The sequence below is a fragment of the Streptomyces sp. NPDC002690 genome (assembly GCF_053592415.1).
Genome location: NZ_JBSFVR010000038.1, coordinates 1 through 25,424 on the forward strand (window position 1 = coordinate 1; position 25,424 = coordinate 25,424).

The 25,424-nt window shown below is 70.9% G+C and carries 23 protein-coding genes and 1 pseudogene; 1 reads left to right on the forward strand and 23 read right to left on the reverse strand.

Annotated elements, in window-relative coordinates; genetic code table 11:
• Positions 1–85 precede the first annotated feature (85 nt).
• From ACWD3D_RS08075 to pyrR, 14 genes and pseudogenes are all read right to left on the reverse strand, one after another.
• Positions 86–358 (reverse strand): annotated as a pseudogene (locus ACWD3D_RS08075) (primosomal protein N' family DNA-binding protein); the annotation flags it as partial.
• Positions 359–488: 130 nt separating this feature from the next.
• Positions 489–1,709, reverse strand: a complete 1,221-nt coding sequence (metK, locus tag ACWD3D_RS08080; RefSeq protein ID WP_451460074.1) for a methionine adenosyltransferase — start codon at positions 1,707–1,709, stop codon at positions 489–491.
• Positions 1,710–1,948: 239 nt separating this feature from the next.
• Entirely contained in the window at positions 1,949–3,154 is a 1,206-nt protein-coding gene (gene coaBC / locus ACWD3D_RS08085; RefSeq protein ID WP_451460075.1) for a bifunctional phosphopantothenoylcysteine decarboxylase/phosphopantothenate--cysteine ligase CoaBC, read from the reverse strand.
• A 207-nt stretch (positions 3,155–3,361) separates the two neighbouring features.
• Positions 3,362–3,634 carry a DNA-directed RNA polymerase subunit omega gene (gene rpoZ, locus ACWD3D_RS08090; protein ID WP_003970369.1) on the reverse strand — a complete coding sequence of 91 codons (273 nt, stop codon included), beginning with the start codon at positions 3,632–3,634 and terminating at the stop codon, positions 3,362–3,364.
• A 123-nt stretch (positions 3,635–3,757) separates the two neighbouring features.
• Positions 3,758–4,375 (reverse strand): guanylate kinase, encoded by a 618-nt coding sequence (gmk, locus tag ACWD3D_RS08095; RefSeq protein WP_451460076.1) that lies wholly within the window; start codon positions 4,373–4,375, stop codon positions 3,758–3,760.
• Positions 4,376–4,413: 38 nt separating this feature from the next.
• Positions 4,414–4,737, reverse strand: a complete 324-nt coding sequence (locus tag ACWD3D_RS08100; protein ID WP_327174683.1) for an integration host factor — start codon at positions 4,735–4,737, stop codon at positions 4,414–4,416.
• Positions 4,738–4,986: 249 nt separating this feature from the next.
• Complete coding sequence (gene pyrF / locus ACWD3D_RS08105; RefSeq protein WP_451460077.1) at positions 4,987–5,832, reverse strand: orotidine-5'-phosphate decarboxylase; 846 nt, start codon at positions 5,830–5,832, stop codon at positions 4,987–4,989.
• Positions 5,829–6,938 carry a quinone-dependent dihydroorotate dehydrogenase gene (locus ACWD3D_RS08110; RefSeq protein WP_451460078.1) on the reverse strand — a complete coding sequence of 370 codons (1,110 nt, stop codon included), beginning with the start codon at positions 6,936–6,938 and terminating at the stop codon, positions 5,829–5,831. Before ACWD3D_RS08110 ends, pyrF begins: the two co-directional genes overlap by 4 nt.
• 96 nt (positions 6,939–7,034) lie before the next feature.
• On the reverse strand, positions 7,035–10,343 hold the full coding sequence (gene carB, locus ACWD3D_RS08115; RefSeq protein ID WP_451460079.1) for a carbamoyl-phosphate synthase large subunit: 3,309 nt from the start codon (positions 10,341–10,343) through the stop codon (positions 7,035–7,037).
• Complete coding sequence (carA, locus tag ACWD3D_RS08120; protein ID WP_451460080.1) at positions 10,336–11,493, reverse strand: glutamine-hydrolyzing carbamoyl-phosphate synthase small subunit; 1,158 nt, start codon at positions 11,491–11,493, stop codon at positions 10,336–10,338. Before carA ends, carB begins: the two co-directional genes overlap by 8 nt.
• Positions 11,490–12,068: a PH-like domain-containing protein gene (locus ACWD3D_RS08125; protein WP_451460081.1), complete on the reverse strand. Its 579-nt coding sequence runs from the start codon at positions 12,066–12,068 to the stop codon at positions 11,490–11,492. Before ACWD3D_RS08125 ends, carA begins: the two co-directional genes overlap by 4 nt.
• A complete protein-coding gene (locus ACWD3D_RS08130; protein ID WP_451460082.1) occupies positions 12,065–13,351 on the reverse strand; it encodes a dihydroorotase in 1,287 nt (428 codons plus the stop codon). Before ACWD3D_RS08130 ends, ACWD3D_RS08125 begins: the two co-directional genes overlap by 4 nt.
• A 2-nt stretch (positions 13,352–13,353) precedes the next feature.
• Entirely contained in the window at positions 13,354–14,331 is a 978-nt protein-coding gene (locus ACWD3D_RS08135) for an aspartate carbamoyltransferase catalytic subunit (RefSeq protein WP_451460096.1), read from the reverse strand.
• A 111-nt stretch (positions 14,332–14,442) separates the two neighbouring features.
• Positions 14,443–15,027, reverse strand: a complete 585-nt coding sequence (gene pyrR, locus ACWD3D_RS08140) for a bifunctional pyr operon transcriptional regulator/uracil phosphoribosyltransferase PyrR (RefSeq protein ID WP_451460083.1) — start codon at positions 15,025–15,027, stop codon at positions 14,443–14,445.
• Between the two features lie 223 nt (positions 15,028–15,250).
• Here pyrR and bldD point away from each other — a divergent pair, with 223 nt between their 5' ends.
• On the forward strand, positions 15,251–15,751 hold the full coding sequence (bldD, locus tag ACWD3D_RS08145; RefSeq protein WP_327174691.1) for a transcriptional regulator BldD: 501 nt from the start codon (positions 15,251–15,253) through the stop codon (positions 15,749–15,751).
• 225 nt (positions 15,752–15,976) lie between these two features.
• Here the strand turns inward: bldD and nusB are convergent, their stop codons facing one another.
• The 9 genes from nusB to mltG form a co-directional block, all read right to left on the reverse strand.
• Complete coding sequence (gene nusB / locus ACWD3D_RS08150; protein WP_266702312.1) at positions 15,977–16,408, reverse strand: transcription antitermination factor NusB; 432 nt, start codon at positions 16,406–16,408, stop codon at positions 15,977–15,979.
• Between the two features lie 2 nt (positions 16,409–16,410).
• Entirely contained in the window at positions 16,411–16,977 is a 567-nt protein-coding gene (gene efp, locus ACWD3D_RS08155; RefSeq protein ID WP_275495204.1) for an elongation factor P, read from the reverse strand.
• A 49-nt stretch (positions 16,978–17,026) separates the two neighbouring features.
• The gene (locus ACWD3D_RS08160; protein WP_451460084.1) at positions 17,027–18,133 is read right to left on the reverse strand and encodes a M24 family metallopeptidase; all 1,107 of its coding nucleotides are present in this window, start codon (positions 18,131–18,133) and stop codon (positions 17,027–17,029) included.
• Positions 18,134–18,218: 85 nt separating this feature from the next.
• The gene (locus tag ACWD3D_RS08165) at positions 18,219–19,064 is read right to left on the reverse strand and encodes a Pro-rich N-terminal domain-containing protein (protein ID WP_451460085.1); all 846 of its coding nucleotides are present in this window, start codon (positions 19,062–19,064) and stop codon (positions 18,219–18,221) included.
• 138 nt (positions 19,065–19,202) lie between these two features.
• A complete protein-coding gene (aroQ, locus tag ACWD3D_RS08170; protein ID WP_451460086.1) occupies positions 19,203–19,643 on the reverse strand; it encodes a type II 3-dehydroquinate dehydratase in 441 nt (146 codons plus the stop codon).
• The gene (aroB, locus tag ACWD3D_RS08175; protein ID WP_451460087.1) at positions 19,640–21,277 is read right to left on the reverse strand and encodes a 3-dehydroquinate synthase; all 1,638 of its coding nucleotides are present in this window, start codon (positions 21,275–21,277) and stop codon (positions 19,640–19,642) included. The genes aroQ and aroB overlap by 4 nt, the downstream gene beginning before the upstream one ends.
• The gene (gene aroC / locus ACWD3D_RS08180; protein ID WP_451460088.1) at positions 21,274–22,458 is read right to left on the reverse strand and encodes a chorismate synthase; all 1,185 of its coding nucleotides are present in this window, start codon (positions 22,456–22,458) and stop codon (positions 21,274–21,276) included. The genes aroB and aroC overlap by 4 nt, the downstream gene beginning before the upstream one ends.
• A gap of 179 nt (positions 22,459–22,637) precedes the next feature.
• Positions 22,638–23,474 carry a shikimate dehydrogenase gene (locus ACWD3D_RS08185; protein ID WP_451460089.1) on the reverse strand — a complete coding sequence of 279 codons (837 nt, stop codon included), beginning with the start codon at positions 23,472–23,474 and terminating at the stop codon, positions 22,638–22,640.
• Entirely contained in the window at positions 23,461–25,347 is a 1,887-nt protein-coding gene (mltG, locus tag ACWD3D_RS08190; protein ID WP_451460090.1) for an endolytic transglycosylase MltG, read from the reverse strand. Before mltG ends, ACWD3D_RS08185 begins: the two co-directional genes overlap by 14 nt.
• Between the last annotated feature and the right edge of the window lie 77 nt (positions 25,348–25,424).

The following is a 25,424-nucleotide window of genomic DNA, read 5'->3' on the forward strand; positions in this document are numbered from 1 at the left end:
ATGGGGCGACTGGTTCACCCGCGCCGCGATGCCCGCACTGCGCGTCCCGGACTTCAACATGAGTTCGGTCAGCCGGGGGGTCTGAGCCGGCCCCGAAACGGACCCGGACCCGGACGCCGGGCTGCGCTTCGGCGTCGAGTTCCTCGGGCACCGCGTAGTCGAAGTACTGGTCGAGGTGGAGCACGCCCTTGTTCACCAGGACCCGCGCGACGGGCAGTTCGGCGGCCAGCGGCGCGCCGCGCCAGGTGCGCGGCTTGGCGCGCGGCACCTTGGCCCGGCGCACGGTCTCCCGGATGAGCGCAAGCTGCTCCGGCATGCCGTCCCCGGGCTCGTCCGCCCGCTCGTCCTCGCTGCTCACAGCCACATTCCTACCAGAGGGGACCGACAGCGCCCGGCGCACGGCGAACGACCGGGGCCCGGACACCGTCATGGTGTCCGGGCCCCGGCCGTCTCGCGTGTGCTGGTCCGCCGCTACGGACCGGCGGTGATCAGAGACCGGCAGCGGCGCGCAGCGCGTCGACCCGGTCGGTGCGCTCCCACGTGAAGTCGGGGAGCTCGCGGCCGAAGTGGCCGTACGCCGCGGTCTGCGCGTAGATCGGGCGGAGCAGGTCCAGGTCGCGGATGATCGCGGCCGGACGGAGGTCGAAGACCTCGCCGATGGCGTGCTCGATCTTGTCGGTGTCGACCGCGGCGGTGCCGAAGGTCTCGACGAACAGACCGACCGGCTCGGCCTTGCCGATCGCGTACGCGACCTGGACCTCGCAGCGGGCGGCGAGCCCGGCCGCGACGACGTTCTTGGCCACCCAGCGCATGGCGTACGCGGCCGAACGGTCAACCTTCGACGGGTCCTTGCCCGAGAAGGCACCGCCGCCGTGGCGGGCCATGCCGCCGTAGGTGTCGATGATGATCTTGCGACCGGTGAGGCCGGCGTCGCCCATCGGGCCGCCGATCTCGAAGCGGCCGGTCGGGTTCACCAGGAGGCGGTAGCCCTCGGTGTCGAGCTTGATGCCGTCCTCGATGAGCTGCGCCAGCACGTGCTCCACGACGAACTCGCGGATGTCGGGGGCGAGCAGCGAGTCGAGGTCGATGTCCGAGGCGTGCTGCGAGGACACGACGACCGTGTCGAGCCGGACGGCCTTGTCGCCGTCGTACTCGATGGTGACCTGCGTCTTGCCGTCGGGGCGCAGGTAGGGGATGGTGCCGTTCTTGCGGACCTCGGAGAGCCGGCGGGACAGCCGGTGCGCCACGTGGATCGGAAGCGGCATCAGCTCGGGGGTCTCGTCGCAGGCGTAGCCGAACATCAGGCCCTGGTCGCCCGCGCCCTGCTTGTCGAGCTCGTCGTCCTCGACGGCCGCCGCACCGAGCACCCGCTTCTCGTACGCGGTGTCGACGCCCTGGGCGATGTCCGGCGACTGCGCTCCGATGGACACCGAGACGCCGCAGGAGGCGCCGTCGAAGCCCTTCTTGGAGGAGTCGTAGCCGATCTCCAGGATCTTGTTGCGCACGAGGTTGGGGATGTCGGCGTAGGCCTTGGTCGTGACCTCACCCGCGACATGCACCAGACCAGTGGTGATCAAGGTCTCGACGGCGACGCGCGAGGTGGGGTCCTCGCGCAGGAGCGCGTCGAGAATCGTGTCGCTGATCTGGTCAGCGATCTTGTCGGGGTGACCCTCGGTGACGGACTCCGAGGTGAAGAGGCGGCGGGACACATCGCTCCCTGGGGTTGCAGCGGCTGCTGGCTGATCATGGGTGGAACGGCCGGGAGCTGCGCCCGGCACGAACCGCGACCAGTTTATCGGTCGCTTCCGGCGGTTGGGCCACATGTCTCGCCCCTTGGGAGCGCTGTGACATGCGGCACTGGAGAATGCGGGGGTTCGGCCCTCCCGCGGAAGCACTGTGGAGACCCATTTTCTCCCCAGCCGCCCACGCGGCTGCGGCGGGGGTGAATCTACTCCGCGAAGCGGGCGGCCACCAGGTCCCACAAGGTGTCGGCGAGGGCCTCCTTGGGCCCGTACGGCACTGCCGTCTCGCCGCCGTCCGCGGCCAGGACCACCGCTTCGTTCTCCTCGGAACCGAAGGTCTTGCGCTCCCCCACCTCGTTCACGACGAGGAGGTCACACCCCTTGCGGCGGAGCTTCTCGCGCCCGTTGACGAGCACGTCGTCGGTCTCCGCGGCGAACCCCACGATCACCTGACCGGGTGCGGCCCGTTCGGTGGAGAGCTCGGCGAGGATGTCCGGATTACGCACGAGTTCAATGACCGGATCCGCCCGGTCGTCGCGCTTCTTGATCTTTCCCGCGGCGTACGCGGCGGGCCGGAAGTCGGCGACGGCGGCGGCCATCACCACCGCGTCCGAGCCGGCCGCCGCCTTCAGCACGGCCTCCCGCAGCTGGACCGCGGTTCGCACGTGGACCACGTCGGCTCCGGCCGGGTCCGGCAGTCCGGTGTTCGCCTCGACCAGGGTGACCCGGGCGCCCCGTGCGACGGCCGTACGCGCGAGTGCGTACCCCTGCTTGCCGGAGGACCGGTTGCCCAGATAGCGGACCGGGTCGAGCGGCTCGCGGGTGCCTCCGGCGCTGACCACCACGTGGCGGCCGGCGAGATCGGGTGCCGCGACGCCCCGTGACAGCACCCGGCGGCAGACCTCGAAGATCTCGGCGGGGTCGGGGAGCCGCCCCTTGCCGGTGTCGACTCCGGTGAGCCGGCCCACGGCGGGCTCGATGACCACGGCGCCCCGGCGGCGCAGGGTGGCCACGTTGTCCTGGGTGGCGGGGTGTTCCCACATCTCGGTGTGCATCGCGGGCGCGAACACGACCGGGCAGCGGGCCGTGAGCAGCGTGTTGGTGAGCAGGTCGTCGGCGAGCCCGTGGGCGGCCTTGGCGAGCATGTCGGCGGTGGCCGGGGCGACCACGACGAGGTCGGCGGCCTGCCCGGTACGCACGTGGGGCACCTGGTGGACGTCGTTCCAGACCTCGGTGGAGACCGGATGCCCGGAGAGCGCGGACCAGGTGGCGGCGCCGACGAAGTGCAGCGAGGCCGCGGTGGGCACCACGGTCACGTCGTGCCCGGACTCGGTCAGCCGGCGCAGTAGTTCGCACGCCTTGTACGCGGCGATGCCTCCGCTGACCCCCAGAACGACCTTCGGCTTCTCCACTGCGTCTCCCCGCACTCGGCTCGGTGTCCTTCCATGCTGCCCCACCCTCGCCGCCCGTCGTCCGGCGGCCCGGGGTGCTCGGCGCGCGAAGCGCCGGACACTCCCCCGGCCGGGCCGGGCCCCGGACACACCCCGGGCCCGGCGGATGATCCGCCGGGCCCGGGGTGAAGGTGCGTTCTTCCCGCCTGGGGCGGGAGGTGAGGCTGCTTACTGCGCGGGGCCCTCGATGGCCTCGGAGGTCAGCAGGCCGGCGTTGATCTCGCGGAGCGCGATCGACAGCGGCTTCTCGTGGACGTGGGTGTCGACGAGCGGACCGACGTACTCGAGGAGGCCTTCACCGAGCTGCGAGTAGTACGCGTTGATCTGGCGCGCGCGCTTGGCGGCGTAGATCACGAGGCTGTACTTCGAGTCGGTGGCCTCGAGGAGCTCATCAATCGGCGGGTTGATGATGCCCTCGGGCGTGGTGATGGAAGAGGACACTCTCTGCCTTCCGAAGGGGGTGTAGATCAAAGAGATCTTTGATGCTGCGGCTGCCGGCCGACGGTGATCCGTGCGGTGCGGCTGACACTGCGCGTCGACCGTGAGGCCGTTCGCGTCGGTTCGTCAGTCGCTCGTGGCACGGTGGTCGGAAGCCTGAAGCATCAAGGCTAGCAGCTCGCGTGCCACGTCCTCGACGGAGGTGTTGACGAGGGTGGTGTCGAACTCGGCCTCGGCGGCCAGTTCGACCTTGGCGGCGGCGAGCCTGCGCTCGATCACCTCGGGTTGTTCGGTGCCCCGGCCGGTGAGCCTGCGGACGAGCTCGTCCCAGCTCGGCGGGGCCAGGAAGACGAGCCGCGCGTCGGACATCGACTCGCGGACCAGCCGGGCGCCCTGGAGGTCGATCTCCAGCAGCACCGGCTCACCGTTCTCCAGCCGGTCGAGGACGGCCCGACGGGGGGTGCCGTAGCGGTTGCCCGCGAACTCCGCCCATTCGAGCAGCTCGCCGTTGGCGATCAGCTTGTCGAACTCCTGGTCGTCCACGAAGAAGTAGTGGACGCCGTTGCTCTCGCCGGGTCGCGGTTTGCGGGTCGTCGCCGACACCGAGAGCCAGACCTCGGGGTGGACCTTGCGCATATGCGCGACGACCGTGCTCTTGCCGACCCCGGAGGGGCCGGAGAGCACGGTCAGCCGCGGACGTACGTCCGGGGGTACGGGGGACGTCCCCCGGGATGTTGCAGCCATGCAGCGATTATCCAGGTTCTCAGGGGTGCCTGAGAACGTCAGGCGGCTGTGCCGCCGAACTCTCGCTCCAAGGATGCGATCTGATTGGAGCCGAGACCCCGGACTCTGCGGCTCTCGGAGATCCCGAGACGCTCCATGATCTGCTTGGCGCGGACCTTGCCCACGCCCGGCAGGGACTCAAGGAGTGCGGAGACCTTCATCTTGCCGATGACGTCGTTCTCCCGACCCTGCTTGATGACCTCGTGGAGCGAGGCGCCGGAGTGCTTGAGTCGATTCTTGACCTCGGCCCGCTCCCGGCGAGCCGCGGCGGCCTTTTCGAGCGCGGCTGCGCGCTGTTCAGGGGTAAGGGGCGGAAGAGCCACGCCTACGTCACCTCGGATATCGATCTGTCGGATACGGACCGGTGAGGAACCTTGTGCCCCACACCTGGCGAGCCACGAACAACAACCTGTGCTCGTTGGCTCTCGACGGAGACTAGCGGCCAACCGCTCCGGAGTCAGCGAGAACGAACGAAAAGTCCTGGTCAGCCTCGACCGACCAGGACATTTACCGCATAACGCCCGGTATTTTGCTCAGGAATTCGTCAACGCGCTGTTATGTGTCGCATTCAACTATCCGTGAACGGCCGTACGGACCTCGTCGGCGAAGCGTGCCGCGGCTCCGCGCAGACCCTCGACGTCCGGACCGTGACGCAGAACACCCCGGCTCACGCTCGGCACCACATTTCCCACCGATGCGCCGAAAACGGCCGGCAGATCGGCCGGGGTGGCGCCCTGGGCGCCGATCCCGGGAGCGAGCAGCGGGCCGTTGATCGCCAGGTTCACCCCGGCGTCCCCGAGGGTCGCGCCGACCACCGCGCCGACCGAGCCCAGCGGCTCGGCTCCGGCGTTCTCGGCGGCCATGTGGTCGAGCATCAGCTGGGCGAGCGAGCGGCCGTCGGCCGCGGTCGAGCGCTGCACCTCCGCGCCCTCCGGGTTGGAGGTGAGCGCCAGCACGAAGACACCCGCGCCGGAAACCGCGGCGGCGTCGAGTGCCGGGCGCAGCGATCCGAAGCCGAGGTACGGCGAGACGGTGACCGCGTCCGAGAACAGCGGCGAGTCCTTGTCGAGGTAGGTGGCCGCGTAGGCGCCCATGGTGGAACCGATGTCGCCGCGCTTGGCGTCCATCAGCACGAGCGCGCCGGCCGAACGGGCCTCGGCGACGGCGGTCTCCAGGACGGCGACGCCGCGCGAGCCGAAGCGCTCGAAGAACGCGGACTGCGGCTTGAGGACGGCGACCCGGTCGGCCAGTGCCTCGACGACCGTACGGGTGAAGCGCTCCAGGCCCGCGATGTCGTCGGACAGCCCCCAGGAGGCGAGCAGCGAGGCGTGCGGGTCGATGCCGACGCAGAGCGGTCCGCGGGTGTCCATGGCGCGGCGCAGGCGGGCGCCGAACGGCTCGGAGGTCTGGGGGGTCACTGTGCGGCCTTCCGGTTGGCGGCGCCGACGGCCTCGGCGAGGGTGGCGTACGGGGATGCGGCCAGCCGGGCGGCCAGCCCCTTGTGGATGGCGCGGGCGTAGAACGGACCCTCGTAGATGAAGGCGCTGTAGCCCTGGACGAGCGTGGCGCCGGCCAGGATGCGCTGCCAGGCGTCCTCGGCGTTCTCGATGCCGCCGACGCCCACCAGGGTGATCCGGTCGCCCACGCGCGCGTAGAGCCGCGTGAGGACCGCCAGGGAGCGTGCCTTGAGCGGGGCGCCGGAGAGTCCTCCGGTCTCCCCGGTGAGGGAGGCGGGCGAGCGCAGGCCGAGGCCGTCGCGGGCGATGGTGGTGTTGGTGGCGATGATGCCGTCGAGGCCGAGCTCCACGGCGAGGTCGGCGACGGCGTCGACGTCCTCGTCCGCGAGGTCGGGGGCGATCTTGACCAGCAGCGGGACACGGCGGTCGGTCACGGTGCGGTCGGCGGCCTCGCGCACGGCGGTCAGCAGCGGGCGCAGCGCCTCGGTGGCCTGGAGGTTGCGCAGGCCGGGGGTGTTGGGCGAGGAGACGTTGACCACGAGGTAGTCGGCGTGCGCGGCAAGGCGCTCGGTGGACTTCACGTAGTCGGCGGCGGCGTCGGCCTCCTCCACCACCTTGGTCTTGCCGATGTTGACGCCGACGGTGGTGCGGAAGACGGGCTCGCGGGCGCCGAGGCGGGCGGCGACGGCGGCGGAGCCCTCGTTGTTGAAGCCCATGCGGTTGATCAGGGCGCGGTCGGCGACGAGGCGGAAGAGCCGCTTCTTGGGGTTGCCGGGCTGCGGCTCGCCGGTCACGGTGCCGATCTCGACGTGGTCGAAGCCGAGCATCGCCATGCCGTCGATCGCGACGGCGTTCTTGTCGAAGCCGGCGGCGAGACCGAAGGGACCGTGCATCCGCAGGCCGAGCGCCTCGGTGCGCAGTTCCTTGTACCGGGGGGCGAGCACCGCGGCGACGTACGTCCGCAGGACGGGGGTACGGGCGGCGAGACGGATCCACCGGAAGGCCAGGTAGTGGGCCTGCTCGGGGTCCATCCGCTTGAAGACCAGCTGGAAGAAGAACTTGTACATCGAAGGTGTCCTCACGAAGAGGGGGACACCGCAGACCGGTGCCCCCCTTGCCTGGCCCGCCCGGGACCGTGTGGGTCCCGGGCGGGTCCGTACCTGCTAGTCGCGGGCCGCCGTCAGGTGCTCGGCGTGCTCCTGCAGGGACCGTACGCCGACGTCCCCGCGCCGGAGCGCGTCGATGCCCTGGACCGCGGCGGCGAGCGCCTGGACGGTCGTCAGGCACGGTACGGAGCGGGCCACCGCGGCGGTCCGGATCTCGTAGCCGTCGAGCCGGCCGCCGGTGCCGTACGGCGTGTTGACGATGAGGTCGACCTGGCCGTCGTGGATGAGCTGGACGATGGTCTTCTCGCCGTTCGGGCCCTCGCCCTCGGACTGCTTGCGCACGACGGTGGCGTTGATGCCGTTGCGCTTGAGGACCTCGGCGGTGCCGGAGGTCGCCATCAGCTCGAAGCCGTGGGCGACGAGTTCCCGGGCCGGGAAGATCATCGAGCGCTTGTCGCGGTTGGCGACGGAGATGAACGCGCGGCCCTTGACGGGAAGCGGGCCGTACGCGCCGGCCTGGGACTTGGCGTAAGCCGTCCCGAAGGCGGAGTCGATACCCATGACCTCACCCGTCGAACGCATCTCCGGGCCAAGGACGGTGTCCACGCCGCGGCCGTGGATGTCGCGGAAGCGCGACCACGGCATGACGGCCTCCTTGACGGAGATCGGAGCGTCGAGCGGCAGGGTGCCGCCGTCGCCCTGGGCCGGCAGCAGGCCCTCGGCGCGCAGCTCGGCGATGGTCGCGCCCAGCGAGATGCGGGCGGCGGCCTTGGCGAGCGGGACGGCGGTCGCCTTCGAGGTGAAGGGGACGGTCCGGGAGGCGCGGGGGTTGGCCTCCAGGACGTAGAGGATGTCCCCGGAGAGCGCGAACTGGATGTTGATCAGTCCGCGGACGCCGACGCCCTTGGCGATGCCCTCGGTGGAGACCCGCAGGCGCTTGATGTCGTGTCCGCCGAGGGTGATCGGCGGCAGTGCGCAGGCGGAGTCGCCGGAGTGGATGCCGGCCTCCTCGATGTGCTCCATGACGCCGCCGAGGTAGAGCTCGGTGCCGTCGTAGAGCGCGTCGACGTCGATCTCGATCGCGTCGTCGAGGAAGCGGTCGACCAGGACCGGCCGGGTGGGGCTGATCTCGGTGGACTCGGCGATGTACGAGGACAGGCGGGTCTCGTCGTAGACGATCTCCATGCCGCGTCCGCCGAGGACGTACGACGGGCGCACCAGGACCGGGTAGCCGATCTCGTCGGCGATCGCCTTGGCCTCGTCGAAGGTGGTGGCGGTGCCGTGCTTGGGCGCGGGCAGACCGGCCTCGGCGAGCACCCGGCCGAAGGCGCCGCGGTCCTCGGCGGCGTGGATCGCCTCGGGAGACGTGCCGACGACGGGCACGCCGTTGTCCTTGAGCGCCTGCGACAGGCCCAGCGGGGTCTGGCCGCCGAGCTGGACGATGACGCCCGCGACGGGACCGGCCAGCGTCTCCGCGTGGACGATCTCCAGGACGTCCTCCAGGGTGAGCGGCTCGAAGTAGAGCCGGTCGGAGGTGTCGTAGTCGGTGGAGACGGTCTCCGGGTTGCAGTTGACCATCACGGTCTCGTAACCCGCGTCGCTGAGCGCGAAGGAGGCGTGGACGCAGGAGTAGTCGAACTCGATGCCCTGGCCGATGCGGTTGGGACCCGATCCGAGGATGATCACCGCGGGCTTGGTGCGGGGCGCGACCTCGCTCTCCTCGTCGTACGAGGAGTAGAAGTACGGCGTCTTCGCGGCGAACTCGGCGGCGCAGGTGTCGACCGTCTTGTAGACCGGACGGATACCCAGCGCGTGGCGGACCTCGCGGACGACGCCCTCGTCCAGGCCGCGGATCTCGGCGATCTGCGCGTCGGAGAAGCCGTGGCGCTTGGCCTCGGCGATCACGTCGGCGTCGAGGCGCTCGGCCGAGGCCAGCTCGTCGGCGATCTCCTTGAGCAGGAAGAGCTGGTCCACGAACCACGGGTCGATCTTCGTCGCGTCGAAGACCTCCTCGGGGGTGGCGCCGGCCCGGATCGCCTGCATGACGGTGTTGATACGGCCGTCCGTGGGACGGACCGCCTCGGCGAGCAGGGCGTCCTTGTCGCCGGTCTCACCGGTGAAGGAGAACTGCGAGCCCTTCTTCTCCAGCGAGCGGAGCGCCTTCTGCAGCGCCTCGGCGAAGTTGCGGCCGATCGCCATGGCCTCGCCCACCGACTTCATGGTGGTGGTGAGGGTGGAGTCGGCGGAGGGGAACTTCTCGAAGGCGAAGCGCGGGGCCTTGACCACGACGTAGTCGAGCGAGGGCTCGAAGGACGCCGGGGTCTTCTCCGTGATGTCGTTCGGGATCTCGTCCAGCGTGTAGCCGATGGCCAGCTTGGCGGCGATCTTCGCGATCGGGAAGCCGGTGGCCTTGGAGGCGAGCGCCGAGGACCGGGAGACGCGCGGGTTCATCTCGATGACGATGATCCGGCCGTCGGTGGGGTCGATGGCGAACTGGATGTTGCAGCCGCCGGTGTCGACGCCGACCTCGCGGATGATCGCGATACCGAGGTCGCGCAGTCGCTGGTACTCGCGGTCGGTGAGCGTCATCGACGGGGCGACGGTGATGGAGTCACCGGTGTGGACGCCCATCGGGTCGAAGTTCTCGATGGAGCAGACGACCACGACGTTGTCGTTCCGGTCGCGCATCAGCTCCAGCTCGTACTCCTTCCAGCCGAGGATGGACTCCTCCAGGAGCACCTCGGTGGTCGGCGAGAGGGTGAGGCCCTGTCCGGCGATGCGGCGCAGCTCGTCCTCGTCGTGGGCGAAGCCGGAGCCGGCGCCGCCCATGGTGAAGGAGGGGCGGACGACGACGGGGTAGCCGCCGAGGGTGTCGACGCCCTGGATGACGTCGTCCATCGTGTGGCAGATGACCGAGCGGGCGGACTCGCCGTGGCCGATCTTCTCGCGGACGGCTTCGACGACGCCCTTGAAGAGGTCGCGGTCTTCGCCCTTGTTGATCGCCTCGACGTTGGCACCGATCAGCTCGACGCCGTACTTCTCCAGCACGCCGTTGTCGTGCATGGAGATGGCGGTGTTGAGCGCGGTCTGGCCGCCCAGCGTCGGCAGGAGGGCGTCGGGGCGCTCCTTGGCGATGATCTTCTCGACGAACTCGGGGGTGATCGGCTCGACGTAGGTGGCGTCGGCGATCTCCGGGTCGGTCATGATCGTGGCCGGGTTGGAGTTGACCAGGATGACGCGCAGGCCTTCGGCCTTGAGCACGCGGCACGCCTGGGTACCGGAGTAGTCGAACTCGGCGGCCTGGCCGATGACGATCGGGCCGGAGCCGATGACCAGGACGGACTGGATATCGGAGCGCTTAGGCACGCTGGCCCTCCATCAGGGTGACGAAACGGTCGAAGAGGTACGCGGCGTCGTGCGGGCCGGCGGCTGCTTCGGGGTGGTACTGGACGCTGAACGCGGGCTGGTCGAGGAGGTGCAGTCCTTCGACGACCTGGTCGTTCAGGCAGACGTGCGAGACCTCGGCGCGGCCGAACTCGGTGTCCGAGATCTTGTCCAGGGGCGCGTCCACGGCGAAGCCGTGGTTGTGCGCGGTGACCTCGACCTTGCCGGTCGTGCGGTCCTGGACGGGCTGGTTGATGCCGCGGTGGCCGTACTTCAGCTTGTAGGTGCCGAAGCCGAGGGCGCGGCCGAGGATCTGGTTGCCGAAGCAGATGCCGAAGAGCGGCGTCTTGCGCTCCAGCACGGCGCGCATCAGCGCGACCGGGCCGTCGGCGGTGGCGGGGTCGCCGGGGCCGTTGGAGAAGAACACGCCGTCGGGGGCGACGGCGTAGACGTCCTCGACGGTCGCGGTCGCGGGGAGCACGTGCACCTCGATGCCGCGCTCGGCCATCCGGCGCGGGGTCATGCCCTTGATGCCGAGGTCGATCGCGGCGACGGTGAACTTCTTCTCGCCGACGGCCGCGACGGTGTAGGCCTCCTTGGTGGCGACCTCCTCGTACAGGCTGGCGCCCTTCATCTGCGGCTGGGCCTGGACGCGGGCGAGCAGCTCGGCGTCGGGGGCGAGTGCCTCGCCGGAGAAGACGCCGGAGCGCATCGCGCCGCGCTCGCGCAGGTGGCGGGTGAGGGCGCGGGTGTCGATGCCGCTGATGCCGACGACGCCCTGCTTGCTCAGCTCCTCGTCCAGGGAGCGGCGCGAGCGCCAGTTGGACGGAATGCGGGCGGGGTCGCGGACGACGTAACCGGAGACCCAGATGCGGGCGGACTCGTCGTCCTCGTCGTTCCAGCCGGTGTTGCCGATCTGCGGCGCGGTGGCGACGACGATCTGGCGGTCGTAGGAGGGGTCGGTCAGCGTCTCCTGGTAGCCGGTCATACCGGTGGAGAAAACGGCCTCGCCGAAGGTCTCCCCCACGGCCCCGTAGGCGCGGCCGCGGAAGATGCGGCCGTCCTCCAGGACGAGTACGGCGGGAGACACCCCATTCCTCTTCGAGGCGTACCCCGGATTGGAGATCGTCATCGTGCGGTGCCTTCCGTAGTGCTGGTGAGAGGTGTGAGGGTGTCGATCCAGGCCTGGTGCTCGTCCGCCCGGTCGGAGCGGAACCCGGAGTCGATCAGCTTGTCGCCGTGGGCCCAGGTGATGACCAGCAGGCCGCCCTCGGGGAGGACCTTGCCCGCGATGGCCCGTTCGTGCCGGGCCTCGCGCAGCGCCTCGGCCGGCACGAAGAACCCGGTCGCGCCGGGACGTACGACGTCCAGGCCCTGGTCCGTGAGGGTGAGCTCGGCCCGGCTGCGGGTGCCGAGGCCGTGGGCGACGATCCGGTCGAGCCACTGCCCGGCGGTGGTCGAGCCGTGGTACCGGCCGGTGAGCGTCAGGAGCGGGGGCTCGTCGCCGAATCCCGCGGGGGTGGCGGGGAGCTCCGGGAGGTCGGACTGGAGGCTGCCGCGCCATTTCCATCCCTGGCGCATCAGCCAGTAGACGAAGACGACGAAGATCAGTATTCCGACGACCCAGCTGATCCGGGCGGACCAGTCGGTCACGTCGGCCGACTTCTGCTCGGCGGCCAGCTGGTACAGGGGGATCAGTTTTGTCACGTGAGCTTCCCGTCGACGACCGTGGCACGGCCCCGCAGGAAGGTGTGGGTGACCCGTCCCGGCAGCTCGCGGCCCTCGTAAGGGGTGTTGCGGCTGCGGGACGCGAAGCCCGCGGGGTCCACCACACCACGGTATGCCGGATCGACGAGGACGAGGTTGGCGGGCTCACCGGCCGAGACGGGCCGGCCGTGTCCGTCGAGGCGGCCGATGGCCGCCGGGCGGAAGGACATGCGGTCGGCGACGCCCGCCCAGTCGAGCAGACCGGTCTCGACCATCGTCTGCTGGACGACGGAGAGCGCGGTCTCCAGGCCCACCATGCCCATCGCCGCCGCGGCCCACTCGCAGTCCTTGTCCTCGTGCGGGTGCGGGGCGTGGTCGGTGGCGACGCAGTCGATGGTGCCGTCGGCGAGTGCCTCGCGCAGGGCCATGACGTCGGCCTCGGTGCGCAGCGGCGGGTTCACCTTGTAGACGGGGTCGTACGAGCGCACCAGCTCGTCCGTGAGGAGCAGGTGGTGCGGGGTGACCTCGGCGGTGACGTTCCAGCCCTTGGACTTGGCCCAGCGGACGATCTCGACCGAGCCGGCGGTCGACAGGTGGCAGATGTGCACCCGGGAGTCGACGTGGGCCGCGAGCAGCACGTCGCGCGCGATGATCGACTCCTCGGCGACGGCGGGCCAGCCGCCGAGGCCGAGCTCGGCGGAGACGGTGCCCTCGTTCATCTGGGCGCCCTCGGTGAGGCGGGGCTCCTGGGCGTGCTGGGCGACGACTCCGTCGAAGGCCTTCACGTACTCCAGCGCGCGGCGCATGATCACGGCGTCGTCGACGCACTTGCCGTCGTCGGAGAAGACCTTCACCCCGGCGGCCGAGTCGTGCATGGCGCCGAGTTCGGCGAGCTGCTTGCCCTCCAGGCCGACGGTGACGGCGCCGATCGGCTGGACGTCGCAGTAGCCGGACTCCTTGCCGAGCCGCCAGACCTGCTCGACCACGCCGGCGGTGTCGGCGACGGGGAAGGTGTTGGCCATGGCGTGGACGGCGGTGAAGCCGCCTGCGGCCGCGGCCTTGGTGCCGGTCAGGACGGTCTCGGAGTCCTCGCGGCCGGGCTCGCGCAGGTGGGTGTGGAGGTCGACCAGGCCGGGCAGCAGAATCCGGCCCGCCGCCTCGACGACGGTGGCGTCGGCCGCCTCGATGCCGGTGCCGATCTCGGCGATGGTCTCGCCGTCGATCAGGACGTCCTGGACTTCGCCACCGAGGATCTGCGCGCCGCGGATAAGGATCTTGCTCATGGTTACTTGTTCCCCTCGGGACGGGCGGTGGTGGCGGGTTCGGAACCGCCGAGCAGCAGGTAGAGCACGGCCATGCGGACGGAGACGCCGTTGGCGACCTGCTCGACGGCGGTGCAGCGGTCGGAGTCGGCGACCTCGGCCGTGATCTCCATGCCGCGGTTCATCGGGCCGGGGTGCATGACGATGCTGTGCTCGGGCATCTTCGCCATGCGGTCGCCGTTGAGGCCGTAGCGGCGGGAGTACTCGCGCTCGGTGGGGAAGTACGCGGCGTTCATCCGCTCACGCTGCACACGCAGCATCATCACCGCGTCGGACTTCGGGAGCACCTCGTCCAGGCCGTAGCTGACGTCGCAGGGCCACTGCTCCACGCCGATCGGCAGCAGGGTGGGCGGGGCCACCAGGGTGACGTGGGCGCCGAGCGTGGTCAGCAGGTGGACGTTGGAGCGGGCCACCCGGCTGTGCAGGACGTCGCCGACGATGGTGATCCGGCGGCCTTCGAGGTCGCGGCCGAGCCCTTGGTCGGCCCCGACCAGCCTGCGGCGCATGGTGAAGGCGTCCAGCAGGGCCTGGGTGGGGTGCTCGTGGGTGCCGTCGCCCGCGTTGACGACCGCGCCGTCGATCCAGCCGGAGGTGGCGAGGCGGTAGGGGGCGCCCGAGGCGTGGTGGCGGATGACGACGGCGTCGGCGCCCATCGCCTCCAGGGTCAGGGCGGTGTCCTTGAGGGATTCGCCCTTGGAGACGGACGAGCCCTTCGCGGAGAAGTTGATGACGTCGGCGGAGAGGCGCTTGGCGGCGGCCTCGAAGGAGATGCGGGTCCGCGTCGAGTCCTCGAAGAAGAGGTTGACGACGGTACGGCCGCGCAGGGTGGGGAGCTTCTTGATCGGCCGGTCGGCGACCCGGGCCATTTCCTCGGCGGTGTCGAGGATGAGGACGGCGTCGTCGCGGGTGAGGTCGGCGGCCGAGATGAGGTGGCGCTTCATCTGGGTGTTCTCCGGGGTGGTGGAGGTTTCGGGCGTGCGGGCGTGCTGCGGCGCCCGTGCGGGACCGGTGACGGGTCGCACGGAGGTGCCGTTCGGGTAGCGGTGGCGGCGCTAGCGCCCGGCCGCCGGGGCGGTCCGCCGCGCTCCGAGCAGCACGGCGTCGCGGCCGTCCTCCTCGGCGAGCTGGACCGTGACCGTCTCCCGGTGCGACGTCGGGAGGTTCTTGCCGACGTAGTCGGCGCGGATCGGGAGTTCGCGGTGGCCGCGGTCCACCAGGACCGCGAGCTGTACGGCGCGGGGTCGGCCGATGTCGCCGAGGGCGTCGAGGGCGGCACGGATCGTGCGCCCGGAGAAGAGCACGTCGTCGACGAGGATCACGAGGCGTTCGTCGACGCCGTCGCCGGGGATGTCGGTACGTCCCAGGGCGCGCGCGGGACGCATCCTGAGGTCGTCGCGGTGCATCGTGATGTCGAGCGATCCGACCGGCATCGCGCGGCCGGTGATCTCTTCGAGCTTCCCGGCCAGTCTGCGGGCCAGGTAGACACCGCGGGTGGGGATTCCGAGGAGCACCACGTCGTCGGCGCCCTTGGCGCGTTCGACGATCTCGTGGGCGATCCTGGTCAGGGCCCGGGCGATGTCGGGGGCTTCCAGAACGGGCCGTGCCGCGTTGCCGGTGCCTTCGTGCTGTGCGTCCATTGAGAAACGGACCTCCTTCTCCGCCTCACGGGACGGACCTTAAAGGACGTCGGGATTTACGTCGTACACGTTACCAGGGCCGTTCCGGGGCCCCCTGTCCGGCCCCGGGAGGAGCCGCCCGGGACCTCCCGGCTTGACGCATCCAAGTAACGCTGCGTAACCTCACAGTGAGTCACCAGCCACGCGGCGGCGCCGCATCATGTTCGAGCGTCCGGGGAGCCTTATGTCCAGCGAATACGCAAAACAGCTCGGGGCCAAGCTCCGCGCCATCCGCACCCAGCAGGGCCTCTCCCTCCACGGCGTGGAGGAGAAGTCGCAGGGCCGTTGGAAGGCCGTCGTCGTCGGCTCGTACGAGCGTGGCGACCGTGCGGTGACCGTCCAGCGTCTCGCCGAGCTGGCGGACTTCTACGGCGTTCCCGTCCAGGAGCTGCTGCCGGGCACGACCCCCGGCGGCGCTGCCGAGCCGCCGCCGAAGCTCGTCCTGGATCTGGAGCGCCTCGCCCACGTCCCGCCGGAGAAGGCCGGACCGCTGCAGCGTTACGCCGCGACGATCCAGAGCCAGCGCGGCGACTACAACGGCAAGGTCCTCTCGATCCGCCAGGACGACCTGCGCACCCTCGCGGTGATCTACGACCAGTCGCCTTCCGTGCTGACGGAGCAGCTGATCAACTGGGGCGTGCTGGACGCGGACGCGCGCCGGGCCGTCACCCACGAAGAGGGCTGAGGCCCCACCGCCGGGCCCTGGGGCCCCGCGTTCACGCACACCTGTCGCCGGGCCGGCGGGAGACCCTCTCGGGTCCTCCCGCCGGCCCGGCGACGTTTCCGGACACACTCGCGCCCCGGGGCCCCAGGAAACACCCGGGGCCCCCGGGCGGCCTCCGGGCATGCCGAAGGCCCGCGGTCAGGATGACCACGGGCCTTCGTCGGCTGAACGCTCGGCGCCCCGGAGCTACTGCTCGCGGCGCAGGTTCGGCTTGAGGTCCTTGAAACGGGCCAGCATTCCGTTCACGAAGGACGGGGAGTCGTCCGTGGAGAACTCCTTGGCGAGCTGGACCGCCTCGTCGATGACGACGGCGTCCGGCGTCTCGTCCATCCAGATCAGCTCGTACGCGCCGAGCCGGAGGATGCTGCGGTCGACGACCGGCATGCGGTCGATCTCCCAGTCCACGGCGTACGTCACGATGAGGTCGTCGATCCGGTCCGCGTAACGCGCGTACCCCTCGACGAGCTCCATCGTGAATTCGCCGACCGGGGGCTGACGGTCGTCGGTCCGCGAGTGCCGGACCCAGTCCGCGAGGACCGTCTGCACGGACTCACCGCGCTGGTCGGCCTCGAAGAGGATCTGGAAGGCGCGCTTGCGGGCCTTGTTCCGGGCAGCCACGGTTAGCTGTTCACCCGGCCGAGGTAGTCGCCCGTACGGGTGTCGACCTTGATCTTCTCGCCGGTGCTGATGAAGAGCGGCACACCGATCTCGTAGCCGGTCTCCAGCGTGGCGGGCTTGGTGCCGCCGGTGGAGCGGTCGCCCTGGACACCCGGGTCGGTGTGCTGGATGGTCAGCTCGACGGCGGCGGGCAGCTCCACGTAGAGCACCTCGCCCTCGTGCTGCGCGACCGAGGCGGTGAAGCCCTCGATCAGGAAGTTGGCGGTGTCGCCGACGGACTTGCGGTCGACCATGAGCTGGTCGTACGTGCTCATGTCCATGAAGACGAAGTACTCGCCGTCCATGTACGAGAACTGCATGTCGCGGCGGTCGATGGTGGCCGTTTCGACCTTCACGCCGGCGTTGAACGTCTTGTCGACGACCTTGCCGGAGAGCACGTTCTTGAGCTTGGTGCGCACGAAGGCCGGGCCCTTGCCGGGCTTGACGTGCTGGAACTCGACGACGGACCAGAGCTGGCCTCCGTCGAGCTTGAGCACCAGGCCGTTCTTGAGGTCGTTCGTGGAAGCCACGGTTGCGGAATCTCCTGGACTGAAAGCAGTGGACGGCCAAGAACGCGCGCTAGAGCGCGAGCAGCTCCTTGGTCGTAATGGTGAGTAGCTCGGGTCCGCCGTCCGCCTCGGGGCGCACGACGAGCGTGTCATCGATCCGGACACCGCCCCGGCCCGGGAGGTGGACCCCCGGTCCGACGGTGACCGGCACGCAAGCGTCCAGTTTACCCATGGCTGTCGGTGCCAACTGCGGGTCCTCGTCGATTTCGAGTCCGACCCCGTGCCCGGTGCGCGGCATGAGCCCCTCGCCGTGCCCCGCCGCGTCCAGTGGATGACGGGCCGCGTGGTCCACCTCACGGTAGGTCGCGTCCGGCAGCAGAGCCTCCCGGCCACCGCGCTGAGCGGCGAAAACGAGGTCGTACAGCTCGATCTGCCAGTCCGCCGGGGCAGTGCCGATGACGAAGGTGCGGGCGATCTCGCAGCGGTAGCCGCGGTAGCTCGCGCCGAGGCAGACGCTGAGGAAATCGCCTTCCTCGACCCTGCGGTCGGTGGGCCGGTGACGCCCCTGGCCGGAGTTGGGCCCGGTGGCCACGGAGGTGGCGAAGGCGGGCCCCTCGGCGCCGTGGTCGACCAGCCGGCGTTCCAGCTCCAGGGAGAGATGGCGTTCGGTGCGGCCGACGAGGATCGATTCGAGGAGCTCTCCCAGTGCCTGGTCGGTGATCTCCGCCGCGATGCGCAGACAGGCGATCTCCTCCTCGTCCTTGATCACCCGCAGCTGCTCCACGGTGGTCCCGAGGTCCCCGAGGCGGAGCCGGGGGACGGCGGTGGTCATGGCCCGGTGGCGGGCCACGGTGAGGTCGTGCTCCTCGACGGCCAGGCGATCCGTGCCGTGCGTGGCGGCCAGGCTCGCCGCGGCGACGGCCGCGTCCCCTCGTCCGCCGCCCAGCACCGACACCCGCAGGGACTCGTCCGTACGCCCGTGCGCCGGATCGCCGGCCGGGGCGCGGGGGCAGAGCAGCACGTCCTCTCCGGCGCCGAGCAGCAGGACGGCACCGGGAGGCGCCCCGCCGGCGAGATAGCGGACGTTGGCGGGGCGGGAGACCAGGGCGGCGGCCGATCCGGCGGCGGCGCACCGGTCGCGGACCAGCCCGCGGCGGACGGCGTACACCTCTGACATGCCCCGAGCGTACGAGCGCATCCGCCGCCCCGCCCGTCAGCGCTGTCCGACGGGGGACGGCGGGGGCGGTGCGGGCCTGGACGGGCTACCAGGAGGGCGGGCTGGCGAGTGCGCGGGCGAGGACGTCGTCCAAGACCCGGGCCGTGGTCTCGACGTCGTACGTCGAGTTGTCGATGATCGGCAGACCGGAGCCGTACCACCCGGCCATTCGGCCGTGGATGCGGGCGACCTCCTCGTCGGAGAGGCGGCGGTTGCCGGTGCGGGCGGCATTGCGCTCCAGGACCACCTCCAGGCCGGGCAGGAGGACCACCGGGAGCAGGCCCGGCCCGACGTGGCGCTTCCAGCCGCCGAGGCCGATGACCGGCCGGTCGGGGAAGACGGCGTCGTCGAGGATGCAGGAGATGCCGTTGGCGAGGAAGTTGCGGGCGGCGAAGCCACAGGTGCGGCGGGCCAGGCGGTACTGGGCCTCGGACTGGTCGTTCCAGCCGGCCTGCGGGTCGGCGAACCCGGAGCGTACCCACTCGCGTACGTCGTCCAGGGAGACGTGTGCGGTGGGCGCCCGGCGGCGGTCTGCCCACAGTTTGGCCACGGTGGTCTTGCCCGCGCCCGCCGGGCCGATCAGGAGGACGGCGAGGGTCGCGGTGCCGGTGCCGGGTTCGAGGGGCTGCGCGGGCACCGGCACGAGGCCGCCCGGCGGCAGCCGGAAGTGACCGGTGACCTCGCGGGAGGGGGGTGCGGGCTGCTGGTCGGGGCCGGGCCCGGCCCACCCCTGGGCCTGAGGGACCGGATGCGCCGGAAGTGCCGGGGGTGCCTGGGGTATCGGGGGCGGCGGCACGGGGCTGCCCGGCTGCGGGGCGTGGTGCGGGCCGCCGACGGGGCCGTGTCCGGGCCGGTGGGGAGGCGGCAACGGAGCCCCCACTGCGTGCTGCATCCGGTGCCACTCCGTCTCGTGCGGTCAACTGGCGCTGGTCGGACGGCTACCGTACCGCCCCTGGCCCTCACCGGGTGAACGTCCCGGGGCCGTACCGGGTGCCCGCACGCGGGCACCCGGCGGGCCGGTGACGGCGGATCAGTCCGTCAGCTCCTCGGCCAGCGCGCGCAGCGCCAGCCGGTAGGAGCCGATGCCGAATCCGGCGACGGTCCCGGTGGCGATCGGCGCGACCACGGAGTTGTGCCGGAACTCCTCGCGCGCGTACGGGTTGGAGATGTGCACCTCGATGAGGGGTGCGGTGCGCTGGGAGGCCGCGTCCCGCATCCCGTACGAGTAGTGGGTGAACGCACCGGGGTTGATGACCACCGGGATCGAGCCGTCCGCGGCCTCGTGGAGCCAGCGGATCATCTGGCCCTCGTCGTTGGTCTCGCGGACCTCGACGTCGAAGCCGAGTTCCTTGCCGAGCGCCTGGCAGGTCTCGACGAGCCCCGCGTACGAGGTGGCCCCGTAGACGTCGGGCTCGCGGGAACCCAGCCGGCCGAGGTTCGGGCCGTTCAGCACGAGCACTTGGCGGGTCACGCGGAGACCTCTCCGTAGGCGGCGAGCAGGACGGCCGGGTCCGGGCCCTCCAGGACGGTGGGCTTGCCGAGCGCGTCGAGGACGATGAAGCGCAGCAGGTCGCCGCGGGACTTCTTGTCGAGCTTCATGTTCTCCAGCAGGCGGGGCCACTGGTCGCCGCGGTAGGTGAGCGGCAGCCCGACCGACGCGAGGACGGCGCGGTGCCGGTCGGCGGTGGCGTCGTCGAGCCGTCCGGCGAGCCGGCCCAGCTCGGCGGCGAAGACCAGGCCGATCGAGACGGCGGCCCCGTGGCGCCACTTGTAGCGCTCGTTCTTCTCGATCGCGTGGCCGAGGGTGTGGCCGTAGTTGAGGATCTCGCGGAGTCCGGACTCCTTGAGGTCGCTGGAGACGACTTCGGCCTTGACCCGGATGGAGCGCTCGATCAGCTCGGCGGTGTGCGGTCCTGCGGGCGTACGGGCGCCCTCGGGGTCCGACTCGACGAGGTCGAGGATCACCGGGTCGGCGATGAAACCGGCCTTGATGATCTCGGCCATTCCGGAGACGTAGTCGTGCACCGGGAGCGAGTCCAGGGCGGCCAGGTCGCAGAGCACCCCGGCCGGCGGGTGGAAGGCGCCGACGAGGTTCTTGCCCTCGGCGGTGTTGATGCCCGTCTTGCCGCCGACGGCCGCGTCGACCATGCCGAGGACCGTCGTGGGGACGGCGATCCAGCGCACCCCGCGCAGCCAGCTCGCCGCGACGAACCCCGCGACGTCGGTGGTGGCTCCGCCGCCGACACCGACGATGACGTCGCTGCGGGTGAAGCCGGTCTGCCCGAGCGCCTTCCAGCAGTAGGCCGCGACCTCGACGGTCTTGGCCTCCTCGGCGTTCGGCAGCTGGATCGCGATGGCCTCGTACCCCTGGGAGGCGAGGTCCTCGCGGACCGCCTCGCCGGTCTCGGCGAGTGCCTCGGGGTGCAGCACCGCGACGCGCTTGGCGCGGTCGCCGATGAGCTTCGGCAGTTCGCCGAGGAGCTGCCGGCCGACCAGCACCTCGTACGGGGCGCTGCCCTCGGTGCCGGCGACCTGGATACGGGTGGGGGCCTGCTCGGTCATTGCTGTCTTCTCCCGGCCGGGCGTGGTGTCGCGTTCCGGCAGTTCCAGTGCGTCGAGGATCTCGCGGGCGATCTCGTCGGGGGTGCGGTCGTCGGTGGCGACGGTCACCCGCGCCACCTCTTCGTACAGATGGCGGCGGAGTTCCATCATCTCGCGCCACTGCCGGCGCGGGTTGACGGCCAGCAGCGGACGCGCGGTGCCCAGTCCGACACGCTTGACCGCCTCTTCCACGTCCATGGAGAGGTAGACGACGGCGTGCCCGGCCAGCAGGGCCCGGGTGCCCTCGTCGAGCACGGCCCCGCCGCCGAGCGCGAGCACACCGGTGTGTCCGGTGACGGCCTCGCGCACGGCACGGCGTTCCAGTTCGCGGAAGCGCTCCTCGCCCTCGTCGAAGAAGATCTCCGAGATGGGCTTGCCCGCCGTCGCCACCACGTCGGCGTCGGTGTCGCGGTAGGGGGCTCGGAGCAGCCCGGCGAGGAGCTCACCGATCGTGGACTTGCCGACCCCCATGGGGCCGACGAGGACGACCAGCGGCGCGCTCATCGGATCTGCAGGTTGTCGAGGTACCCCCGCACGTTCCGGCGCGTCTCGGCGACGCTGTCCCCGCCGAACTTCTCGGCGACGGCGTCGGCGAGCACCAGGGCGACCATGGCCTCGGCGACGATCCCGGCGGCCGGCACGGCACAGACGTCGGAGCGCTGGTGGTGGGCCTTGGCGGGCTCGCCGGTCACCACGTCGACGGTGGCCAGCGCGCGGGGCACGGTCGCGATCGGCTTCATCGCGGCGCGGACGCGCAGCAGCTCACCGGTGGTCAGGCCGCCCTCGGTGCCGCCGGCCCGGCCGGTGGCGCGCTTGATGCCGTCCTCGGTGACGAGGATCTCGTCATGGGCCTTGGAGCCGGGTACCCGGGCGAGGTCGAAGCCGTCGCCGACCTCCACGCCCTTGATCGCCTGGATGCCCATCAGGGCGGAGGCGAGCCGGGCGTCGAGGCGACGGTCCCAGTGCACGTGCGAGCCGAGTCCCACGGGCACGCCGTACGCGAGGACCTCGACGACTCCGCCGAGGGTGTCGCCGTCCTTGTGGGCCTGGTCGATCTCGGCGACCATCGCCTTCGACGCGTCCTGGTCGAGGCAGCGGACCGGGTCGGCGTCGAGCGCGGGGACGTCGGCCGGGGTCGGCAGCACGCCATACGGCGCCTTGGCGGCGGCCAGTTCCACGACGTGGCTGACGATCTCGATGCCCGCGGTCTCCTTGAGGTAGGAGCGGGCGACGGCGCCGAGCGCCACACGGGCGGCCGTCTCCCGGGCGCTGGCGCGCTCCAGGATCGGCCGGGCCTCGTCGAATCCGTACTTCTGCATGCCCGCCAGGTCGGCGTGGCCGGGCCGGGGGCGCGTCAGCGGAGCGTTGCGGGCCAGCGCGGCCAGCTCCTCCTCGTCCACCGGGTCGGCGGACATGACCTGCTCCCACTTGGGCCACTCGGTGTTGCCGACCATGACGGCGACCGGGGACCCCATGGTGAGGCCGTGGCGCACGCCGCCGAGGAAGGTGACCTCGTCCTGCTCGAACTTCATCCGGGCACCGCGCCCGTAACCGAGCCGCCGCCGTGCGAGGGCGTCGGCCACCATCTCCGTGGTGACCGGGACGCCGGCGGGAAGACCCTCCAGCGTCGCCACGAGTGCGGGGCCGTGCGACTCCCCTGCGGTCAGCCAGCGCAACCTGCTCAACGGTGCTCCTCATGCTCGCGCGCAAATACTGCAACGGCACGGCCGGGTGCGCGGCCCTGGCCCGCCGCCCCCGATCCTCCCACGACCTGGGGGGCGGACAGGCCCCCGGTCCAGCAGACGGACGCTTCAGGTACGTCCGTGCAGGTCCCCGGGGCTCGGCAAAGGGCCCGGGGCGGCGCTCAGCGTGCCGCGAGCGCCGCCTCTCCCGCCGCCCGCATGGCGGCCAGCGGCGCCGGCGAGCGGCCCGTCATCTGCTCGACCTGGAGGACCGCCTGGTGGACCAGCAGGTCGAGGCCGCCGACCACGGCCCCGCCCCGGTCCGCCCACGCGGTGGCCAGCGCGGTGGGCCAGGGCTCGTACAGCACGTCGAAGAGGGTGCCGGGTGCGGCGGGGACGGCGGCGGCGAGGGCGTCGGTGGTGCCGGCCGGAGTGGTGGCGACGACGAGCGGGGCGGTGAAGGCCTCGGCGGCGTCGGCCCAGTCGGCGACGGAGACGTCCACGCCGAGGCGCTCGCCCCAGCCGCGCATCTCGTCGGCCCGCGCGCGGCTGCGCACGTAGGTGGTGACCGGTCCCGCACAGATCTGGGAGAGCGCGGCCAGCGCCGAGGAGGCGGTCGCGCCCGCGCCGAGGACGGCCGCCGACTCCACCTTGTCGACGCCTCGCTCGCGCAGTGCCGCGACCATCCCGGGAATGTCGGTGTTGTCCCCGACCCGCCGGCCGTCCTCCGTGAACACGACCGTGTTGACGGCCTCGACGGAGGCCGCGGTGTCGCTGATCCCGTCGAGCAGCGGGATGACCGCCCGCTTGAGCGGCATGGTCAGCGACAGCCCGGCCCAGGTCGTGTCCAGGCCGCCGAAGAAGCCCGGGAGTCCCGCCTCGTCCACGTCGAAGCGTTCGTACGACCAGTGGTCGAGGCCGAGTTCCGCGTACGCGGCCCGGTGCAGGACCGGGGAGAGCGAGTGGGCGATCGGGGAGCCGAGGACCGCGGCGCGGCGGGGTCCCTCACTGGAGGCCATGCATTTCCTTGAACTTCTCGTTGAGCGCTTCGTGCTCCTCCACCGTCTTGGTGAAGTCGGTCTTCTTTCCGTCGAGCGAGATGAAGAACATCCACCCGTCGGCCGTCGGGTTGAGGGTCGCACTGATCGCCTCGTCCCCCGGGTTGCTGATCGGACCCGGCGGTAGCCCCGTGTGGTAGTAGGTGTTGTAGAGGTCCGGGTTGGTGCGGATCTCGTTCGACCCGATCGTGATCTTGCTCTGCTTCTTCAGGTAGTTGAACGCGGAGTCGAATTCGAGCTTGCGGTTGGTGATCGTGTTGTCCGGCTGCAGGCGGTTGTAGACCACCTCGGCCATCTTGCGGAAGTCGTCGTGGGAGATGCCCTCCGCCTGGACCAGGCTGGCGACGGTCAGTACCTGCCACGGGCCGTCCAGGTCGTACTTCTTCGCCGCGCCCTCGAGGTCGAGCTTGCTGTACTCCTCGTTGGCGCGGTCGACCATCCGCTTGAGCGCGTCTTCCGGCTTGGACCCCTTGGCCACCGGGTACGCGGCGGGGAAGAGGAAGCCCTCCAGCGGGTCCTTGAGGTCCGGGTGGTTCTTCGCCCAACCCGGCAGACCGAGGTCGGCGGCCTTCGCGCGCGCGACCTTCTCGGTGGCGCCTTTGTCCAGACCGATCCGCTGGTCGATCATTTCGTAGATCTTGGCGTTCCGGGTGCCCTCCGGGATCACCAGCGCGTTCTGGCTCTTCGGGTCGAGCATCATCTTGACCGCGTTGGCCGCCGACATCTCCTTGTTGAGGAGGTAGACGCCCGCCTGGATCGAGTTGCCCTTGGGGTTGGAGTTCTGCGCGGAGACGAAGGCGTCGACGGACTTGATGACGCCCTGCTTCTTCAGCTTGTTGGCGATGTCGTAGCCGAGCGCGTTCTTGGGGATCTCGACCTCGACCTGCGGGCCGGTGCCCATCCCCTCGTAGTCCTCGGGGGCGCCGAACTGCTGCTTCCAGTAGCTGTACCCGAAGTAGGACACACCGCCGAGGCCGCCGACGAGGACCAGTGACACGACGAGGCAGGCGCAGCCGTTGCGGCTCTTCTTCTTGCCCTTGGGCCGGCCGCCGCGCCGGCCGGAGCGCGGGTCGTCGTCGTACTCGGAGTCGGCGCCGTCGTCCGGGTCGGAGTCCCGGTCCGGCTCGTCGGAGGCGTTCTTGCCACGTCCGCCGCGGCCCCGGCGCTCCTCCGGTGTGTCGGACCCGGTGAAGAAGGGGTGCGTCTCCTCCACCGGCTCGTCCGGGTCCCAGTCCGTCTGCGACGGGGGCTGAGGCTCGGGCGCGGTACGGCGGCCCGGCGGCTGAGGCGGCGGGAAGGCCTCCTCGGTGGCGTACTGGTCACCGGGGGCGCCGTAGTTCTCCGCCGGGTAGCCGTACGGGTCGTGGGGCTGTGCGCCGTACGGCATGACGGGCTGCTGACCGGTTTCCCAGCCCTGGTCGTATCCGGGCTGGGACGGGTCGTACGGCTGCTGCCCGTACGACTGCTGCTGTTGTCCGTACTGCTGCTGCTCGTACTGCTGCTGCTCGTAGCCGCCACCCTGGGGCTGCTGGTACTGCTGCTGTTGCTGTTGCTGCTGGTGCCCGTAGGGGTCCTGGGGATTGCCGTAACCCTGCGGAGGGTAGGACTGCTGCTGGGCATACGGGTCCTGCGCATTGCCGTAGCCCTGCTGATGCTGGGCGTACGGGTCCTGCGGGTAGGGCTGCTGATGCTGCGGGGCGTAGGGGTCCTGCGGATGGCCGCCGTAGGAGTTCGGGTCCTGCGACGCTTCCTGGGCTGCCCAGCCCTGGTCCCCCTGGAGGGGATCTTCGGGATGCCACGGTTCGGGACCTGCGCCCCGGCCATACTCAGTCATCGATCCCCTAGAGCCGCGAGACGCGCGTTGCCGTCTCTTCGCTTCGCCGTGCGGGCTGTTCGAACACCGCAGCATCG

Coding starts and splice junctions, on each gene's coding strand:
- bldD (WP_327174691.1), top strand. CDS start 15,251: ATGTCCAGCGAATACGCAAAACAGCTCGGGGCCAAGCTCCGCGCCATC.
- pyrR (WP_451460083.1), bottom strand. CDS start 15,027: ATGGACGCACAGCACGAAGGCACCGGCAACGCGGCACGGCCCGTTCTG.
- ACWD3D_RS08185 (WP_451460089.1), bottom strand. CDS start 23,474: ATGGCCTCCAGTGAGGGACCCCGCCGCGCCGCGGTCCTCGGCTCCCCG.
- ACWD3D_RS08165 (WP_451460085.1), bottom strand. CDS start 19,064: ATGCAGCACGCAGTGGGGGCTCCGTTGCCGCCTCCCCACCGGCCCGGA.
- mltG (WP_451460090.1), bottom strand. CDS start 25,347: ATGACTGAGTATGGCCGGGGCGCAGGTCCCGAACCGTGGCATCCCGAA.
- ACWD3D_RS08130 (WP_451460082.1), bottom strand. CDS start 13,351: ATGAGCAAGATCCTTATCCGCGGCGCGCAGATCCTCGGTGGCGAAGTC.
- gmk (WP_451460076.1), bottom strand. CDS start 4,375: ATGGCTGCAACATCCCGGGGGACGTCCCCCGTACCCCCGGACGTACGT.
- ACWD3D_RS08135 (WP_451460096.1), bottom strand. CDS start 14,331: ATGAAGCGCCACCTCATCTCGGCCGCCGACCTCACCCGCGACGACGCC.
- aroB (WP_451460087.1), bottom strand. CDS start 21,277: ATGAGCGCGCCGCTGGTCGTCCTCGTCGGCCCCATGGGGGTCGGCAAG.
- carA (WP_451460080.1), bottom strand. CDS start 11,493: ATGACGATCTCCAATCCGGGGTACGCCTCGAAGAGGAATGGGGTGTCT.
- ACWD3D_RS08160 (WP_451460084.1), bottom strand. CDS start 18,133: ATGTCAGAGGTGTACGCCGTCCGCCGCGGGCTGGTCCGCGACCGGTGC.
- ACWD3D_RS08110 (WP_451460078.1), bottom strand. CDS start 6,938: ATGTACAAGTTCTTCTTCCAGCTGGTCTTCAAGCGGATGGACCCCGAG.